The organism is Natrinema versiforme JCM 10478 (genome assembly GCF_000337195.1).
GTDB lineage: Archaea > Halobacteriota > Halobacteria > Halobacteriales > Natrialbaceae > Natrinema > Natrinema versiforme.
Genome location: NZ_AOID01000014.1, coordinates 1 through 16,872 on the forward strand (window position 1 = coordinate 1; position 16,872 = coordinate 16,872).

The following is a 16,872-nucleotide window of genomic DNA, read 5'->3' on the forward strand; positions in this document are numbered from 1 at the left end:
CGCCCTCCTCGTGATCGTCGGTCTCGAAGACGATCCCCTGTGCGACGGCCTCGTCGGTCAGGGCCTGGTCGAGCGATTTCTCGAGGCCCTCGCCGACGAGTCGGTTGGCGTGGCGCAGGGCGATCGGCGGCCCGGAGACGATTTTCTCGACGAACTCGTCGGCTCGCTCGTCGAACTCGTCGGCGTCGTAGACGTGATTGACCAGTCCGAGCTCCTTCGCGCGGTCCGCGCCGAAGATGTCGCCGGTGAGGACCAGTTCCTTGGCGACGTTCTCGCCGACGATCCGCGGCAGCAAATAGGAGGTCCCGGCGTCGACGCTCAACCCGACCTGCCGGAAGACGAAGCCGAACGCGGCGTCGGTACTCGCCAGTTGCACGTCACACGCGATCGCGAGGTTCGCACCGGCACCGACGGCGGCCCCGTCGACCAGCGCGATCGTTGGAATCGGGAAGTCGATGAGCCGCGTCATCAGTTCGTTCGTCGACCGCTCGAGTCGTCGTACCCGATCGTCGGCGGGCACGTCGTCATCGATGGCCTCGGTCATTCGCTCGATGTCGCCGCCGGCCGAGAACGAGCCGCCGGAGCCCTGCAGGACGACGACGCGGGCGTCGCTGCCCTCGATCTCGTCGAGCGCCTCCGAGATCCCGGTGCTGATCTCCTCGGAGAGCGCGTTTCGCCGGTCGGGCTGGTCGAGCGTGATCGTCGCGGCTCCGTCCGCCTCGAGCTCGAGGCGGACCGCATCACCGAGCGCCATCAGTCGTCTCCCTCTCCTTCGCGGAGTTTGAACTTCTGGACCTTCCCGGTGGTCGTTCGGGGGAGTTCGTCGACGAACTCGACTTCGCGGGGGTGCTTGTACTCCGCGAGGTTGGTCAGACAGTACTCTTTGATCTCCTCCTCGGTCACGTCGCCGTCGGGCGTGCGGACGATGAAGGCCTTGACGGTCTCGCCGCGGCGCTCGTCAGGGATGCCGGCCACGGCGGCGTCGGCGACATCTTCGTGCTCGAAGAGGAGTTCCTCGACTTCCCGCGGGTAGACGTTGTAGCCGCCGGTGACGATCATGTGTTTCTCGCGGTCGACGACGTAGAAGAAGCCGTCCTCGTCGTGATAGCCGATGTCGCCCGTGTGGAACCAGCGACGGCCGCCCTCCTCGGTGAAGGCCTCCTCGTTTGCCTCGGGCAGGCCGTAATAGCCTTTCATGACGTTCGGCCCGGCGACGACGATCTCGCCGGTGATATCGTGGAGATCGGCTTCCTCCTCGTCGATCGGCCCCTCCTCGATCGGCGGAACCTCGCCGAAGTCGTCGTCGACTACCTTCGAGTCGACCCCGGGAACCGTCTTCCCGATGCTGCCGACCCGACGCCCCTCGATCGGGCTGTTGAAGTGGGTGATCGGGCTGGTCTCGGTCAGACCGTACCCCTCGTAGACCTTCGGCTCGTAGAGTTCCTCGAACTGGCGCAGGACCTCGACCGGAATCCCGGAGCCGCCAACGCCACAGAGCCGCAGCGAGGACATATCGAACTCCTCGGCGTCGGGCTGGTTGATCACGTCGTTGTACATCGCCGGCACGCCGTGCATGACCGTCAGCTGTTCGTCCTCGATCAGCGAGACGGCGTCCTGTGCGTCCCACGAGGCCATCGGATAGTACGCGCCGCCGTTGAACAGCGCCGCGTTCATCGTCACCGTCATCCCGTAGATGTGAAACAGCGGGAGGACGCCGAGCTGTTTGTCGTCCGGCCGGATGCCGTCCGGAATGAGCTTCGCCGCGGCCTTCGCGTTCGACGACAGGTTATCGTGGGTAAGCTGGACACCCTTCGGCTGCCCGGTCGTCCCGGACGTGTAGGGCTGGACCGCGACGTCGTCGTCGGCGCGGTCGGCGATGTCGGGAGCCCCCCGCTCGAGGAATTCCTCGAACTCGGTCGCACCCTCGGCGTCGCCGCCGATGCTGACCACGTGTTCGACGCTGGTTTCGTCTTGGACCTCCGTGACGAAGGGGACGAGGTCAGCCAGCGCGACGACGACCTTCGCCTCGCTGTCGCCGAGCAGGTGGCCGATTTCGCGGGACTTGTACTGGGGATTCATCGGGACGACGACCCCGCCGGCCCGAAGCGTCCCGTGGAAGGCGATCAGGTACGGCGGGACGTTCGGGAGATAGAGCGCGACGCGGTCGTCCTCGCCGACCCCCCGTTCCTCGAGTGCGGCCGCAAACGCCCCCGTCTGCCCCCAGAATTCATCGTAGCTCGTCTCGGACCCCTGATAGCCGATCGCGGTATTGTCGCCGTGTTCCTCGACGGCGTCCGCGACGTTAGTGACAAGATTTGTCATACTCCGTGCGATACGTTTCCGTGTATCGTAAAAAAGATTTACATCGTTCGGCTCGATCGGCGATTTTTCTTACCAGCGATAACAGGGGTGGCGGTCAGTCGCTGCGGGATGAGAGAGGACTCGAGGGTATTTACCGCCGCGCTCCCAATCTCGCGGTGTCATGTACCAGGACATCCTCGTCCCGACGGACGGGAGCGACGGGACCCGTCAGTCGCTCACGCACGGGTTGACGATCGCGGACCGCTTCGACGCGACGGTCCACGCGCTGTCGATCGTGCCGGAGGGGCCACTCGGCACGCTCCAGACCGACGAAGCGATCCCGGCGGCCGAGCGGGCGGTCGAGCGCGTCGAAGCGGAAGCGAAGCGGGAGGGCGTCGACGCCGCCACGGCGGTCGAACGGGGCGTTCCCCACGAGGAAATCCTCGAGTATGCCGACGAGCACGAGATCGACATGATCGTCATGGGAACGCAGGGCCGGACCGGACTCGATCGGGTGCTGGTCGGCAGCGTCACCGAGCGGATCGTCCGGATGGCCGACGTGCCGGTCGTGACCGTCCGCTTGAACGACGAGATCCGGATCGAAGACGCCGACGAAGCGGCGCGGATCGCTCGAAAGACGGCCGAACGGGAGGGCTACGACGAGGTGACCGTCCTCGAGGACCCGCATCGAACCAGCGCCTCGTGGATCGTTCCGCTCGAGACCGACGCGGGGCCGGTTCACATTCACGTCGACGCCGTGACGAGCGAGGCCCGCATCGCGCGGGGACCCGAGACCGAATAGGCCCGCCTCAGCAGGTGGCACACTGACGAGGCCGGCCCGGACGTGCCGACGGAAGTGTAGTTGGAGCCAACAGCGGGGTACGGACCGCCATCGTCGTTCCCGGAGGACTTACACGGGACAAACGCGCCGTTTTCGGTCGTAACGGTAGCGCTACTTTTTGACTGCGATTCGGGTTGGCGAGCACGAATGAGAAACACCGTGAACCGCCGACGACTGCTGCGATGGGCGGCGGCGAGTAGTACCATCCCGGTCGTCTCCGGCACCGGCCACGCACAGTCCGACGGAGCGACCGCGGGAACTAACGGCGGCGAGTCGGCCGTCGCCGTCCGTCTCGTTGACGTAACCGATCCGGTCGAGGGCGGCGGACTGCTCCGGTGGACCGCCGAACTCGAGAACCCGACCGACCGAACGGTTCGCCCGACCGTCGAGTACCTCGTCGACGGCGAATCGGCCGGGAGCGTCACGCTCACACTCGAGCCGGGAGAGACGGAACGGCCGTTTCCCCGCAGCTACCGGATCGAACCCGCCGCCCGGGATCGGGAGGTGACGGTTCGGGTCCGAACCGAGGGCGATTCGGCGGCGCGGGCGGTCACCGTGCTCGGCGTCGACGAACTGGACGATAGCTTGACGAGCCCCAACGACCCCGTCGCGGTCCAGCCGGGCACGACGGTCTTCTTCGAAGCCGGGGCCGTCGATCCCGACGCGGACCGGTCGCAGTTCACCGGTTGGTGGGTCGACGGCGAGCGCGTCGGCGACTCGCTGGTCGGCCCTGCCTGGCAGTCCGTCTACTACGCGGAGCAAAACGCCCATTACTGGCAGTACACCGCCGAGATCGAGGGCACCGATAGGGTCACCGCCGGGATCGACACCGAGGACGGCAACTACCGGGCCGACTGGACCGTAAGCGTGACGCCCGACGGGCACGCGTCGCCGACGATCGAGGCCGCTCGCCCGGAACGGGGGACGCTTCCCGTCGATCCCGGTGAGACGATCGACCTCGAGATCGACGTCACCGATCCCGATGGCGCGCTCGAGCGGGTCGTCTGGTGGCTCAGCCAGGCGGATCTCATCCTCGGCACGTCCGACGTCAGCGGGACGACGGATACGGCGTCGTTGACCGTCGATGGCGGCCTCTGTCACACGTGCTCGGTGATCGCGTGGGTGATCTCTGACGACGGCACGTTTACGTCGGACTCGCTCTGGCAGGTCGACGAGACCCGCTCCGACCACACCGGGCTGAGCGTCTCGATCACCGGGACGAACGATCCGGTCGACACCGGCGACGTGCTCGAGGTGACCGCCGAACTCGCGAACGGCGGACCTGACACAGTAACTCGGGATGTCGACCTCGTCGTCGGACACGACCCCCAGCGGGTGGATACCCGTTCCGTCTCCGTTGCCGGCGGCGGGACCGAGACGGTTACCCTCGAGTTCGAAACCGCCGTCGTCGACCGGACGCAGGCGTTCCCCGTCCGCGTCGAAACCGACGACGCCGTCGCCGAACGGACCGTCGAGGTGATCGGAACGGCCGACGCGGGCGGCCGGGTGACGATCACCGGGACGAACGACCCCGTCGACGCCGGCGACGTACTCGAGGTGAGGGCGACCCTCGAGAACGCGACCGACCGAGCCGTTGCCCGGGACGTCGAACTGATCGTCGGGCACGATCCCGCGGTCGTAGACACGCGCCGCCTCTCGATCGACGGCGGCGGGTCGGAATCGATCACGCTCGAGTTCGAAACGGCGATCGTCGCGAACGATCAGTCGTTCCCCGTCCGCGTCGCGGCCGACGGTTGTGTGGCCCAGCGCACGGTCACCGTTCGCGGGACGAACTGACAGGGAACGACACCGCCGAGGCTCGGATGGCCATCGCATGGGGTCGCTACCTCTGGGAACGCACTATCGCGGTCACGAGGGCCAGCGTCGCGTTCCGCTCGAGATCGCGTCCGACGCCGTCGCTTGTCGGTTTTGCGGAGAACGATCGAGGGACAACAGTCAGTCAAAGCGCGCCGTCCGTGGGGCGGTAGGTGGTGGTTTCGAACGCGACCCCACGGACAGGTATAACCAGATCGATCCCGAACTATAAACTTATTCACGCATCTCTCGGCCGTTCCACACCTGCACATCCGCAGACGGTCCGTCATTCGAAAGGCGACCGCCGACTATAGTCGCCACTGAAACGATTCACACACTAATCGCGACGCAGTCGTGCGATCAGGTGTACAATGACTTTCAGTGGTGACTATCGTGGCGTGTGTCTCGCCGCATCAGCCCGCCTGAGAATTCCGCGATAAACACATTTTAGTATTCGGTACCGTATGGTACACCATGGCAAACAAGAAGGGCGAGGGGCAGCCTTTCAGCGGGGTGGCCACAGAACCGGGGCGACTCGTAGGACTATTTCGTTCGGTCGATTCGCCTGAACCGCTGGTTTTGACGGCACTGGCGCTGCTGTTGCTCCTGACGCTTGCCATCGGGAACCTGATCGGATTCTGGTAACGTCGCCCGCTCGGATCTAAGACCCGCGGTGACGACGCGTCGGCCGCAGTACCACCAGCGATAGCAGCCCGGTCTCGAGACGAGACGGACGGATCAGTGAGACCCGACCGCCCCGTCGAGGCCGTCGACGCGCTCGATATCCAATAGCTATCGCTCGGCGTCTGATTGCCTCGAGAAGACCTCAAAAGGCCGCCCGGGTGGGCACAAGGGAATGGCCGCCGGGCGGATACAGGACATGGTTGGGGTTGGGTTCGGGTGCTGCTGTCGCGCCTGTGGGGAACGCGACAGTGAATATGTTCGGATCGGCCTATATCAACGCCGCCCCGATTCCGAGTGAGCAAGAATCGTCCTACTGACCCTGTGAAATCACACCCGCTCGGCGTCCCTCGAGGTCCTATCGCGCCTCTCTCGAACGGCCTCGCCGACCGTCTGGCCCTGCCCGATTGCAGCACCGTCTCACCCGCGTGGGCCTCGGTCTATCGAACCTGATACGGTCCCTCGCGGGGAAATTGCGCGGGATTGATCGCCTCGATCACCGATCACGCCACGCTGTCGTGGGGAACGGTCCCTCAGCATCGACGATCGCGTCGCCGGTCTCCTCGACCGGATAGAGCGCGACCTGATCGCGCATTTACTTTTTCTTGTCAGGTTCTAACGCGATTTAGCACCCCTATTTTCGAGAATTAGACCAGATTTTCGCCATATGTACCAAATGGCTCATGGCGCTACTATGTGGAGCATCGTACGGAATGACGCTCAAAAAACCGCTGGTCGCGCTCGTAGTATTCGGACTACTGCTAACCGGTAGCGCTACGCCGGCTCTGGCCCATAATACACAGAACGTCGAAGAATACGACATCACCTTCGGCGGTGCAGAGGAGCCGCTTATCACTGGAGAGCGGATGTGGGTAGAGTTCGAGATCGTTGATAACGAGACGGGAGAGCCCGTTGCGAACCAAGCTGAGAATTTAACCGTATCCGTCCAGCTTTCTGGGGGTGAGAAAACTGCGCTCGAACTCAGTGAGAAACACGGCGAGCCTGGTGTATACGAAGCGCCGGTCATCTTCACAGAACCCGGTGAGTACGTCGTTCATCTCGAGGGTAGCCTCGACGGGACTCAGGTTCACACTCACTTCGAAAAGGAAGTCCACGATCATACTGAGCTCGAATACCCAAATAACGGCTCACAGACTACAGAGAATGGTGACGGGTCTCAGAACGATAGTGATCAAACTGATAAAGCTGGGTTCGGCCCCTTGAACATCGTTATCGTCGGACTCAGTCTCGTGGCAGCTATCGGTGCTCTCCTGTTGCGTACGCAACGATAGCCTGCCCCAATAGCGACTCCACCACCTGCATTTATCACGAGTTGTCGAAGTGACCCTGAGACAGAAATCAGACTACTGTCAGAGCGAACTCACGCCACTGCTGCCGTCGCTCTCATCGCCACCGTCGTGATCGGCGACGTCGACTGCGCCAATCGACTCGAGTTTGGCGGCCGGCTTCTTGATCGCGCCGAAATCCGCTGCCCACTGCCGGGCCTCGCGGAGGAATCGATCGTTGCCGGTCCGAAGGTACTTCGCGTAGGCTCCTTGCCGACATCGGCGGTAAACTGGTCGCCGTGCTCCTCGAGGTCCTAACGTTCCCGAAGGCTCGCTGGGCGACTTGGAGTGTGTCCTCTGGGTGGACATCCGACTCGTTAGACATGGCCGATCAACCACGTAGCCGCCGGTGCAGCCCTCGCAGACGATGAGGTCTCCATGCTTGGGTGACGGATCACGATATCGGCCGGATCGTTGCAGCCGAGCGCTCCGCAGACCGGGGCCGGACCCGTCGGTCGCGGAGCTCACGCTGAACACCCCGGAGTGTCGCCGATAGAACGGGCGTTGAACCTCGGATTCGGGTTACTGGAAGAGGCACAACTTCCGGAAGACCGACACCGACAGGTAGAGGCCTTGAACCCACGGATTGAAGCCAGGGCAGGGATTTGAACCCCGGAAGTCTCGATTACAAGTCGAGTGCATGAACCGCCCATGCTCCCCTGGCGCAGGTCGTGGGTTAGCCGTCCTCCTTTGAGTGTGTATCGTTTTCCTCCCGGTCCTCGAGCGACCGGCCCATCGTCACCCGGAACTCGTCGTACCCCTCGCGGCGGTAAAACCGGCGGGCGGCCTCGTTGTCGGCCATCACCTCGAGGAGCATCCTGTCCGCGCCCCGCCGTGCGAGCGTGTCCTCTGCGGCCTCGAGCAGCGCGGAGCCGATACCCTGACCGCGGGCAGTGGGTTCGACGTAGATGTTCGAGAGGAGGCCGCGGGTGGTGTCGAGGTCGAGCGAGCCGCGCTCGAGCGACACGGAGGCGAACCCGACGAGTCGGCCCTCGAGGCGGGCGACGAGCAGGCCGTCGTTGATCTGATAGGCCGCGAGCGTCTCCCGCATGGTTTCGCGGTTCGCGTCGGCGCGCACGGCCGAGTCGTACTGGCGCTGATCGCGAGCGAGGCGGACCCACATGTCCGCGAGGGCGTCGAGATCGTCCCGATCGGCGGGCTCAATCGTCGGCTGCGGGTTGGTGGGGGGCATTCTCGAGTGCGGTCACGGCGGGGAGCGATTCGGCGGTGAGCATGCGGAGCGCCGCGCCGCCACCGGTGCTGATGTGAGAGAAGTCGTCGATGCCGAGTCGTCGCAGCGCGGAGGCCGTGTCGCCGCCGCCGACGATGCTCGTCGGGATTGCCGTGGCCGCGCCGTAGAGTTGTCGGGTCCCCGTCTGGAATCGGTCGTCCTCGAAGACGCCGGCGGGGCCGTTGAGGATGATCGTCTCGGCGTCGTCGAGGATCCGCCGGTAGTAGTCGAGCGTCGACTCGCCGATGTCCATGGCCGACTCCTCGTCGCCGGGTGGCAGGGCGTTGACGCCGAGTTCGTGGCGCTCGCCGTTTCGGGCGACGGCGACGTCTCGCGGGAGCGCGATCCGGTCGCCGTAGGCGTCGAGTAGGTCCGCGGCGCGGTCGATCTCGTCCCAGTAGCCCTGCTCGTAGATGAAATCCGAGCTGGCGTCGCCGAGGTCGACGCCGTCGGCGATGAGAAAGACGTTGCCGACGACGCCCGCGGTGAGGACGTGATCGGCCAGTCCCTTCTCCAAGACCGACCACGCGACGTCGATCGAATCGGGGACTTTCGCGCCGCCGAGGACGTAGACGCGGGGTTCGTCGGTCTCCTCGATAGAGCCCAGTACGTCGAGTTCGGACTCCATCACGCGGCCGGCGTAGCTGGGGAGGACGGTCGGGAGGCCGACGAGCGAGGGCTGTGAGCGGTGGGCCGCGGCGAATGCGTCGTTGACGTAGGCGTCGAGGACCGACTCGAGGCCCTCGACGAGGTGGGTCCGCGCGGCGCGCTCGGGGTCGAACTCCATGTACTCCTCGCTGTAGAACCGGGTGTTCTCGAGGACGACGCAGTCGCCGTTCCCGAGGCCCCTGATGGCCTCGCGGGCGGCCTCGGTGAAGGTCGCGTCGACGTAGTCGACGGGTTGGCCGAGCAGTTCCGAGAGGCGATCGGCGTGGGACTCGAGGGAGACGAAGTCGTCGCCGCCGGGCCGACCCTGGTGGGCCAGGACGGCGACGCGGCCGCCGCGGTCGACCAGCTCCGAGAGGGTGTCGACGTGGGCGCGGAGCCGGGCGTCGTCCGCGAGCCTGCCGTCGTCGTCGATCGGACTATTGACGTCGACGCGGACACCGACGGTAGTCCCTTCGACGTCCAGGTCGTCGAGGGTCGCGATCATTATCGACCCCTCCACCGCGACACCCGAAAGGTCTTTCTATCGGAGAGATACGGGTCGGTGGCCGCTGGCACGGGCTACCCGCCGTAGGGAGCGACTACCCTCAGACCGTCCGGCAGTCCGCACAGACCAGTTGCCCGTTGGCGTCCCACAGCGAATCGGCCAGCGAGCCGCAGGCCTCGCAGACGCCCTGGGTGGTGTACTCGTCGCCGCCGTTGGGCCGCAGTTGGGCGTCGCCCTCCTCGGAGACGCGGGCGGTCGCGGCGGCGACTCCAGGTTCACGGTCGACCGGCGGCTCGCTCGAGCGGGCAGGGGTCATCGTCGCCTGGAATGAGCCCGCGGCGGCGATGACGTCCCGCTGGGTGACCAGCCCGACGATACCGTCCCCGGCTTCGACGACGACGTTGCGGATGTTCTGACGGGCCATCGTGGTCGCGACATCGGTGAGCGACCGGTCGGGACTGACCGTGATGACCGGCGTCGTCATGGCGTCGCCGACGGTCGTTTCACCCGGGTCGTTGGCGTCGGCAACGAGCCCGAGCACGTCCCACTCGGTGACGATGCCGACCGGCTCCGCGCCGCGGACGACCAGCGCACAACTCGTCCGCTCCTCGCGCATGAGTTGAACGACATCGCGGATCGCGTCGGACTCACTGACGCCGACGTAATCGGTCGTCAACACGTCTCTGACGGACAGTTCTGATTCCATGTGTGAATGAAACCCACGGACGGGCTAAAAGCTACCTCCACTACACTTAAGCAACGCGGCGGCGAAGTCCAAGAGATCCGCGATTCATACGGTTTACTGTTCTGATTTCCCCGGTGGGACCGCAGGGCGGTCGCGGTCCCACCGGCACTGACGTACAGTAGACCGTCTCAGGCCGTTTCCCACTCGAGTTCGACCCGAGTCCCGTCGGCTCGGCAGGTCTCGAGGGCGTGTTTCGCCTCGAAGCCGGCCTCGTGGGCGCTTTTCCCGCGGCCGACGCCGACCTGCATCTCGACGTCGACTGCGGCCTCGACGTGGGCGATGGCCTCCTCGTAATCGGGTTCGGAAAGGTCGGGGCAGACGACGATGACGTTGTCGCCGCCGACGAAAAAGGAGAGGCTCTCGTGGGCGTGGCGCATGTGGCGCATGAGTTCCGCATAGCCCTGCTCAATCTCGATGAACGTGTCGTAGGCGTTGAGTTCGTCCGTGTAGTTGCCGGTCGCGTTGATCACGTCGAAGTGGGCGATCTGGACGTCGTCGTCGGTCCGGTGGTCGTCCTCGATGACCCGTCCCTCGAGACACTCGCGGCGGTTCTTGTCCTGTGCGCTGCCGGCTTCCTGAAGCCGTTCGGTCGCGTCGGAGAGCGCCTGGACCGGGCTCGTGCCGGTCGCGACGCCGAGGCTGAGCGTCACGGGGTAGCGGTTGCCGACCGATTCCTGGAGGAGCGCGTGGTCCTCGAGCGAGCAGCCGTTCGTGACGGCGATCATGTTGTCGAAGCGAGTGAAGAACGTGTAGCCGCCGCGGTTGCCGATAAACTGAGAGATATCCGCGAACAGCCGGGACTGCATCGTCTGGAGGTCTGCTTCCCGTCGCGGCTCCGGCGTCACGGTCCACGGCCCATAGTTGTCGATCTGAACGAGCGTCACCTGCGTGTTAGTCACGGTGACCGACTCTTTCGAACGCCGTCGTATAAGTGATACGTAATCCAGATTCGTGATGGGGAGAGCGGCCCGTTAGGCGTGTTTCTTTTCCGGATTCTTGCCCTGCGGGTGGTACGTCCAGAAGTCCCCGGCGCGCATCGCCGCGCCGACGGCCTTGTGCATGTCGATCATCGTCTCGAACTCCGCGGGTTCGACGTACTCGAAGATGTCGCTGAGCGCGACGACCGTCTCGTGGTTGATCCGGATCGGGTATTCGCCGTACTCCTCGACGAACTCGTCGGGGTCCATCGGGAAGTCCTCCTCCTCGTCGACCTTGTCCGCGATGATCCGCATGTCGTACTTGCGCATCCCCTCGCTGCCCTCCTCGCCGTCGGGATCGACCGGCCAGTTGCTGCTCATACTCCGACGTGTGCAGGGGACCCGCAAAAGGATTACTCTCCGCGGCGATCGTCGCTCCGGCCGCCGACACTCGAGGACGGTCTCGAATCGGCCGGTCGGCGACGACGCAGTTCGAGGGTATCGAAACGCGCGCCGGCGGACTTGTCTCGAGCGGTCACGGCTCTGCGGTTTCGATACCGGTGTCTACTCGAACGCCGACAGTGAGACCGTCTCCCGGGGGACTCGAATCCGGTATTTATCCCGGCCAGTTAAACTGTATCCGACATATTGGGTGACCGCTGAACGCCGACCGAAGTTTTATCCCTCCCGGTCGGCTGGAGTGGAGTAATGGAGAGTACTCACACAACCCGTGCGGCGACTACCGAGACGGCCATCACCCGCATCGTGGACGCAGTCGCGGACCGCGAGGGCGTCGCGCCGACGGCGCTCCAACCGCCGCTGTACGACGTGATCGATCCCGAGGCGCTGAACGCGCTCGTGTCGTCGGTGAACGGCGACGACGCCGATTCCTTCCGCGTCTCCTTCGAGTACAACGGCTACGAGATCACCGTCGGCGGCGACGGCGACGTCTCGGTTTCGGACGCCGGGTCACGGCGGTCGGTGCAGTCCGATCCCGATCTCGAACGGTAGCCCGGCCCGCCGCGGCCGCTCCGAACCTCGAGTAACGCGTGGGCCCGCTCGCGAGAGCGGTGGCAGTCGCCGTCGGCTCGAGTCCGCCGCTCTCTCCGGGCTCGAGACTGCGCGGTCCTCGCTCCCGGTCGATTCGGTCGGACTCTCTTTCACGCCGTTTGCAGTAGATATAAGTCACAACGAGTCAACGGTTAGAACGGAAGCCGATCTCCAGAACCGGGGGACGCGATCGAAACGTCCCGGGTGGTCAGAGCACCCGAGACTCGGCTTCCATCGCGCAGATCGAAGCCATGATTGCGTACATTCTACCGGGATATAAACGTCCCGCACGACCGTCGAATCGCATGACACGACTCCAGTCGGCGCTGCAGATAGATGGGGGGCGTACTCGCGATGCGTAGCGACATCGACTCGAGCGGTGACACCGACTCGAGTCCCGACGCCGACTCCTCGTCGCTGCCCGACTGTCCCCGCTGTGGCGAGCCCGTCACCACTGTGACTGTCAGCGGTCCCCACACCGGCATCGCGGGTCCGTGTGGCTGCTCGGTCTCGCCCGGACTGCTCGAGCGGGAGGAGTAGGTCGGGCCTCGAGCCCCGGCGGACAGCCGGCCGGTCGGCGGTGGCGACCACGACCACCACACCACCACCACGTTCGCCGACATCGGCCGCCGATCGGTCGGTCCGTAATCGGGGGCTCGAGTATCGTTCTGGTTACGGTATTACCGTCAAGGCTGTTGATTTAACCATCACTGCCTGTGATCTCGCAACAGGATTTATACGAGGATACTGTCTCGATTTAGGAAACAATGGGTGCGGGACTCTCGGGGACTGATGAAACGGATGCCGATCTGCCGACTGTCTATCAGGTTCCGATAAAGACAGCGGACGACGAACCGATTCGAACCAATTTCGAGCGAACCGTCGTCGACGGCGTTCGTCGGGATCGACTCGCGGATCTCTGTGACATCCCGCTCGAGCACGAGACGCTTCGCGTCTGGGGAAATCGAGAGAGCGAACCGGCCGAGGCGGGCGACTATCTTCTGTTTGCGGATCGTAACGGCCGCCATGACGGCGAGTATACGCTTCTCGCTCATGTCGAGCACGCGACGATTCTGGACGAGGAGACGGCGGCGGCGTTTACGGACGCGATCGGGTGGGGAGAGGTGACGGACACGTCGTATCCGCACGTACTGTTTCTCGACCCGATCTACGAGACGACGCTGGATCGTGCGGCCTTCTGGGAGACGCTCGGTTTCCGAGGGTGGCCGAACGATACGTTCAGCGGCATCAACTTCAGCCGCAGCGGGTCAACGTTCTTCACAGAATACGATTCGATCGCAGAGTTCATCGATCAAATCCGCGGTAACAGGATCTATCCGGCCGAATCGGTCGGTGAGTACGAAACGCTCGACGCGGCGATAACCGATGTCCGAACGCGACTCGAGCAGTCCGGAATAGAGACGACGTGGCTCAGAAGCCGCCTCGGGGAGGCGCTCGTTTCCGAGTGGTCGGCCGCGCTCACCGGGTTCAAACCATCCGATAGCGTCTCCGCGAGCACCGCCGCAACGTTCGATCAACTGCGGCGTATCTACGAATCGCTCGAACCTGAACTCGAGGTGACCGCTGACGAACTCGGTGTCCGGTCCCTCCACTCGTTTGCACCGGCGAAAATGCTCTTTTGCTGTTGGGTCCGTCTTCTTCAGGAAGGGATCGATCACGACGGGGGTGTGCTGAGTCAACCCCGATTGAATAGTATTCTTCGCGACACCTACACCGTAGAGACCGAAATCGAGACGGAGACAGAGGAGAACTCAGCATTCGAACTGACTGACAGTAGCCATCCGGTATTATCACATATTCGGTCGACCTCACCGGCGATATACGCGTTTACCGCACCATGTGACTACTGGCTCACGAGTCTGGAATATAGCGCGGTCTCTTTCGATGCAGACCATCGGAGTCGGTGGGCGGACCTCTCGGAAGGCGACGTTGCGATCCTCCACGCTCGTGCGGAGCCGTCGAACGAGGCGTTCGATCGGCAGCCGAACGGCATCATCGGCGTCGGGATTCTCGGCGAGACGTTCGAAAAAGACGAACCGTGGTGGCGAGACGAACACGAGTCCGGTGAGTCGTACCCACTGGTCGCAACGTTCGACCGGCTGTTCCTCACCGGTTCGACCGATGATATCGATACGTCTCGATCGATCACTGAAAAGACGGCATCGGAAATCAATCGGGAAAGCGCCGCATTGACGGAGGATCTCCTCCCAATCGAACGGGCGAACAGTCTCTGTGCGGCGGTTGCGGACACCGAATTCCCCGTCCAGTCACAGTACGCGACGTTTCGGACCGACGATGGGGAAATTGATTACGAACGGCCGATGGCACTCGTCGACGCGCTCACAGACGAGCTGACCGAAGTCCCGACAGTCAATGTTCACAAACCGTATCACGGTTCGATCCAGTCCGATCCGCTCGAGGGGCTCTACTTCCCGGACGATCAGGGCGAACAGATCCTCGAGCAGATCACGACAGCACTCACATCGGGCAAACACATTCTCCTGACTGGTCCACCGGGGACTGGAAAGACGGAGATCGCCCGCCGCGTCTGTTCCGCGCTCGCGGAGACGCGTCCGTCTCTGTACTCGGGGTTCGAAATGACGACGGCGACTGCCGACTGGTCGACGTTCGATACGGTCGGCGGATACATGCCGAACGAATCCGGCAGCAGTGGTGACGACGATCTCGCATTCACGCCGGGGATCGTCCTCAATCGACTCAAAAACAACCGGACGGGTACCCAGTCGAACGAGTTACTCATCATCGACGAACTGAACCGCGCCGATATCGACAAAGCGTTCGGCCAGCTTTTCACCGTTCTCTCGGGGCAGTCGGTCCAGCTTCCGTACACCAAAAACGGACGCGAGATCGAGGTGACGACGACCGACGACGTTACTGCCCACCCCGCATCCCATCAGTATCTCGTCCCGAATTCGTGGCGTATCTTCGCGACGATGAACACCTACGACAAGACATCGCTCTACGAGATGAGCTACGCGTTCATGCGTCGGTTCGCGTTTATCCGCGTTCCCGCTCCCGAACTCCCCGAGGACCGGACGGACGAAGAGCGATTGGAGCAACTCGTCTACGACTACGCAAACGCGTGGGACCTCGACCTCGATCGCCCCGAAGCAATGGCCATCGGTCGCGTGTGGCGAGAGACGAACCACGCCGTCGAGGAACGATCGATCGGCCCCGCGATCATCGAAGACGTCCTTCGATACGTCAATCAGCATCCGGAGGACGAACTCGAGTATCATCTCACGCAAGCGGTCATCAGCTACGTCTTCCCCCAACTCGAGGGCGTGCCGAAGCGACGGAAGATCGTACAGGAAATCGCAGCCGTCAGGGAGATCGACGCAGCCCTCCTCGAGCAAGCCGCTCGAGAGATGCTACAGGTGGCAGTGAATGAATAGGGACCAACTCCTCGACCACCTGACAGAGGATATCCTCGCTCACGTAATGCGCGGGTCGTTTCCCGAGCGCGAACTGGCGAAGTCGATCAAATCGGACCAGTTGGACGATCGGTTCGAAGAGTACGAACTGCTCCTCGATCTCCACTTCGTCCTCAAATCGGACGTCGTCTCGTTCGTCAGAGAACTCCCGAAACATCTGCGGAGCGTCCGAACGGAAACGCAGACGACATCGCGAACGCGGCGCGGTACTGTCGACGGACGAATCAACTGGGGAGAGACGATCAAGAAACGCTATTCCGAGCACCCACGAGACCGGTCGATTTTCGTCTGTGACAACCGATCGATCGATTACGATATTCCCGAGAATATCGTTCTGAAACGGCTGATTTCGGTTGTTCACACAACTATCCGTGAGGCCGAGGAATACCTTCGCGGGGAGTACGACTGGGTCCAAGAGACGTGGAAAGGCAACGAGAACCTCATCGACGAGTTACAACGAATCGTCGAGCGAAATGTCCACGTTCGACGAATTCGTGATCCGGACACCTACGAGCCCACCGAGCGGATGCTGACGACCGCTGAACAGTCGCGACAGGAAGTGTACCGCGAAGCTGCATCGCTCCTCAAATCTCGAGAGCGGCTATTCGCGGGCGATTCGGATAAAATTCGAGACCTCCTCGAGGAAACGGCAATCGCACCCGATGATCAGGATTCGCTCTTCGAACTGTACGTCCTCTTTCGGTTCGTCGCGACGCTCGAGCGGCTACAGGAGAGCCAGCCTGAGTTCAAGACTATCGCAACGGGTCGACAGGAGGTAGCTCGCTTCGACGGCGACAAAGAGATCGCTCTCTACCACGACAACTCTGCGTCCGACCGAAATCTGTCCTTCGTCGCTGTTCCCGACGAAGAGCAGGAGGAACTCTCGCGGACCGACGAGGTACAGCTTACGGCACAAGACATCGCCGGCGACTACTTCGGGCGAGAGTTCCGGAACCACACGGGCCGTCCCGATGTCATCGTCCTCGAGATTATCTCCGAGTCGGACGACCGGCACGAGTACCTGATCGTCGAAGTGAAAAACAGTACGAACGAGGAGACGATCCGCCGCGGAATCAAAGAGACGCTGGAGTATCTCGCCTTTCTCCGAGTCAACGAAGACTATGTCTTCGGGCACGACGACGAGAGCTACTTCGGATCAGGCTGGAACGGACTGCTGGTCGTTCAAGATTTAGATGAGGAGACCGCGTCGCTCGAGGAACAATCCGAGAATCCGGTGACGATACTGCAGGCGGCGGAGTTGGAACAGGAGTTGGCGGCTGTAATACAGGAGATTTTGTAAGCCGAGATCGATCCGG

Annotated in this window: 15 protein-coding genes and 1 tRNA gene; 8 read left to right on the top strand and 8 right to left on the bottom strand. The window is 63.3% G+C overall.

The features are described 5' to 3' along the window. Both C489_RS03870 and C489_RS03875 read right to left on the bottom strand, forming a co-directional pair. A partial coding sequence (locus C489_RS03870) for an enoyl-CoA hydratase/isomerase family protein (RefSeq protein WP_006429834.1) occupies nt 1-754 on the bottom strand: 754 nt, incomplete at its 3' end. Continuing rightward, entirely contained in the window at nt 754-2,322 is a 1,569-nt protein-coding gene (locus C489_RS03875) for a long-chain-fatty-acid--CoA ligase (RefSeq protein ID WP_006429835.1), read from the bottom strand. The genes C489_RS03870 and C489_RS03875, both read right to left, overlap by 1 nt. A 160-nt stretch (nt 2,323-2,482) precedes the next feature. On the opposite strand from C489_RS03875, the gene C489_RS03880 reads away from it, so the two are divergent. The 4 genes from C489_RS03880 to C489_RS03890 all read left to right on the top strand — a co-directional run bounded on the left by C489_RS03880 (nt 2,483) and on the right by C489_RS03890 (nt 6,930). Further along, on the top strand, nt 2,483-3,103 hold the full coding sequence (locus C489_RS03880; RefSeq protein ID WP_006429836.1) for a universal stress protein: 621 nt from the start codon (nt 2,483-2,485) through the stop codon (nt 3,101-3,103). 186 nt (nt 3,104-3,289) lie between these two features. After that, nucleotides 3,290-4,939, top strand: a complete 1,650-nt coding sequence (locus C489_RS22385) for a COG1361 family protein (RefSeq protein ID WP_006429837.1) — start codon at nt 3,290-3,292, stop codon at nt 4,937-4,939. A 492-nt stretch (nt 4,940-5,431) separates the two neighbouring features. Then, a complete protein-coding gene (locus tag C489_RS22080) occupies nt 5,432-5,602 on the top strand; it encodes a hypothetical protein (RefSeq protein WP_169331184.1) in 171 nt (56 codons plus the stop codon). Between the two features lie 749 nt (nt 5,603-6,351). After that, nucleotides 6,352-6,930: a FixH family protein gene (locus C489_RS03890; RefSeq protein ID WP_006429838.1), complete on the top strand. Its 579-nt coding sequence runs from the start codon at nt 6,352-6,354 to the stop codon at nt 6,928-6,930. Between the two features lie 644 nt (nt 6,931-7,574). Here C489_RS03890 and C489_RS03895 read toward each other — a convergent pair. From C489_RS03895 to C489_RS03920, 6 genes are all read right to left on the bottom strand, one after another. Next, a tRNA-Thr gene (locus C489_RS03895) sits at nt 7,575-7,648 on the bottom strand. Nucleotides 7,649-7,660: 12 nt separating this feature from the next. After that, nucleotides 7,661-8,176 (bottom strand): GNAT family N-acetyltransferase, encoded by a 516-nt coding sequence (locus tag C489_RS03900; protein ID WP_006429839.1) that lies wholly within the window; start codon nt 8,174-8,176, stop codon nt 7,661-7,663. Then, nucleotides 8,145-9,368 (bottom strand): phosphoglycerate kinase, encoded by a 1,224-nt coding sequence (locus C489_RS03905; RefSeq protein ID WP_006429840.1) that lies wholly within the window; start codon nt 9,366-9,368, stop codon nt 8,145-8,147. Before C489_RS03905 ends, C489_RS03900 begins: the two co-directional genes overlap by 32 nt. Nucleotides 9,369-9,468: 100 nt before the next feature. Further along, complete coding sequence (locus tag C489_RS03910) at nt 9,469-10,074, bottom strand: CBS domain-containing protein (RefSeq protein ID WP_006429841.1); 606 nt, start codon at nt 10,072-10,074, stop codon at nt 9,469-9,471. Between the two features lie 167 nt (nt 10,075-10,241). Continuing rightward, nucleotides 10,242-11,012 carry a GTP cyclohydrolase III gene (locus tag C489_RS03915; RefSeq protein WP_006429842.1) on the bottom strand — a complete coding sequence of 257 codons (771 nt, stop codon included), beginning with the start codon at nt 11,010-11,012 and terminating at the stop codon, nt 10,242-10,244. A gap of 72 nt (nt 11,013-11,084) precedes the next feature. Continuing rightward, nucleotides 11,085-11,411, bottom strand: coding sequence for a DUF5785 family protein (locus tag C489_RS03920; RefSeq protein ID WP_006429843.1), 327 nt, complete (start codon nt 11,409-11,411; stop codon nt 11,085-11,087). A 327-nt stretch (nt 11,412-11,738) separates the two neighbouring features. Between C489_RS03920 and C489_RS03925 the strand changes: the two genes are divergently transcribed. The 4 genes from C489_RS03925 (at nt 11,739) to C489_RS03940 (ending at nt 16,856) form a co-directional block, all read left to right on the top strand. After that, entirely contained in the window at nt 11,739-12,041 is a 303-nt protein-coding gene (locus tag C489_RS03925; protein WP_006429844.1) for a HalOD1 output domain-containing protein, read from the top strand. Between the two features lie 393 nt (nt 12,042-12,434). Then, the gene (locus C489_RS03930) at nt 12,435-12,620 is read left to right on the top strand and encodes a hypothetical protein (protein ID WP_086009363.1); all 186 of its coding nucleotides are present in this window, start codon (nt 12,435-12,437) and stop codon (nt 12,618-12,620) included. A gap of 227 nt (nt 12,621-12,847) precedes the next feature. Further along, complete coding sequence (locus C489_RS03935; protein ID WP_006429846.1) at nt 12,848-15,517, top strand: AAA family ATPase; 2,670 nt, start codon at nt 12,848-12,850, stop codon at nt 15,515-15,517. Further along, the gene (locus tag C489_RS03940) at nt 15,510-16,856 is read left to right on the top strand and encodes a hypothetical protein (RefSeq protein ID WP_006429847.1); all 1,347 of its coding nucleotides are present in this window, start codon (nt 15,510-15,512) and stop codon (nt 16,854-16,856) included. Before C489_RS03935 ends, C489_RS03940 begins: the two co-directional genes overlap by 8 nt. Nucleotides 16,857-16,872 lie beyond the last annotated feature (16 nt).

What these genes read in the sequence shown, in the direction of transcription:
- C489_RS03925 (WP_006429844.1), top strand. Translation starts at nt 11,739, where the DNA reads ATGGAGAGTACTCACACAACCCGTGCGGCGACTACCGAGACGGCCATC.
- C489_RS03905 (WP_006429840.1), bottom strand. Translation starts at nt 9,368, where the DNA reads ATGATCGCGACCCTCGACGACCTGGACGTCGAAGGGACTACCGTCGGT.
- C489_RS03890 (WP_006429838.1), top strand. Translation starts at nt 6,352, where the DNA reads ATGACGCTCAAAAAACCGCTGGTCGCGCTCGTAGTATTCGGACTACTG.
- C489_RS22385 (WP_006429837.1), top strand. Translation starts at nt 3,290, where the DNA reads ATGAGAAACACCGTGAACCGCCGACGACTGCTGCGATGGGCGGCGGCG.
- C489_RS03910 (WP_006429841.1), bottom strand. Translation starts at nt 10,074, where the DNA reads ATGGAATCAGAACTGTCCGTCAGAGACGTGTTGACGACCGATTACGTC.
- C489_RS03880 (WP_006429836.1), top strand. Translation starts at nt 2,483, where the DNA reads ATGTACCAGGACATCCTCGTCCCGACGGACGGGAGCGACGGGACCCGT.
- C489_RS03930 (WP_086009363.1), top strand. Translation starts at nt 12,435, where the DNA reads ATGCGTAGCGACATCGACTCGAGCGGTGACACCGACTCGAGTCCCGAC.
- C489_RS03900 (WP_006429839.1), bottom strand. Translation starts at nt 8,176, where the DNA reads ATGCCCCCCACCAACCCGCAGCCGACGATTGAGCCCGCCGATCGGGAC.
- C489_RS03920 (WP_006429843.1), bottom strand. Translation starts at nt 11,411, where the DNA reads ATGAGCAGCAACTGGCCGGTCGATCCCGACGGCGAGGAGGGCAGCGAG.
- C489_RS22080 (WP_169331184.1), top strand. Translation starts at nt 5,432, where the DNA reads ATGGCAAACAAGAAGGGCGAGGGGCAGCCTTTCAGCGGGGTGGCCACA.
- C489_RS03940 (WP_006429847.1), top strand. Translation starts at nt 15,510, where the DNA reads ATGAATAGGGACCAACTCCTCGACCACCTGACAGAGGATATCCTCGCT.
- C489_RS03875 (WP_006429835.1), bottom strand. Translation starts at nt 2,322, where the DNA reads ATGACAAATCTTGTCACTAACGTCGCGGACGCCGTCGAGGAACACGGC.
- C489_RS03935 (WP_006429846.1), top strand. Translation starts at nt 12,848, where the DNA reads ATGGGTGCGGGACTCTCGGGGACTGATGAAACGGATGCCGATCTGCCG.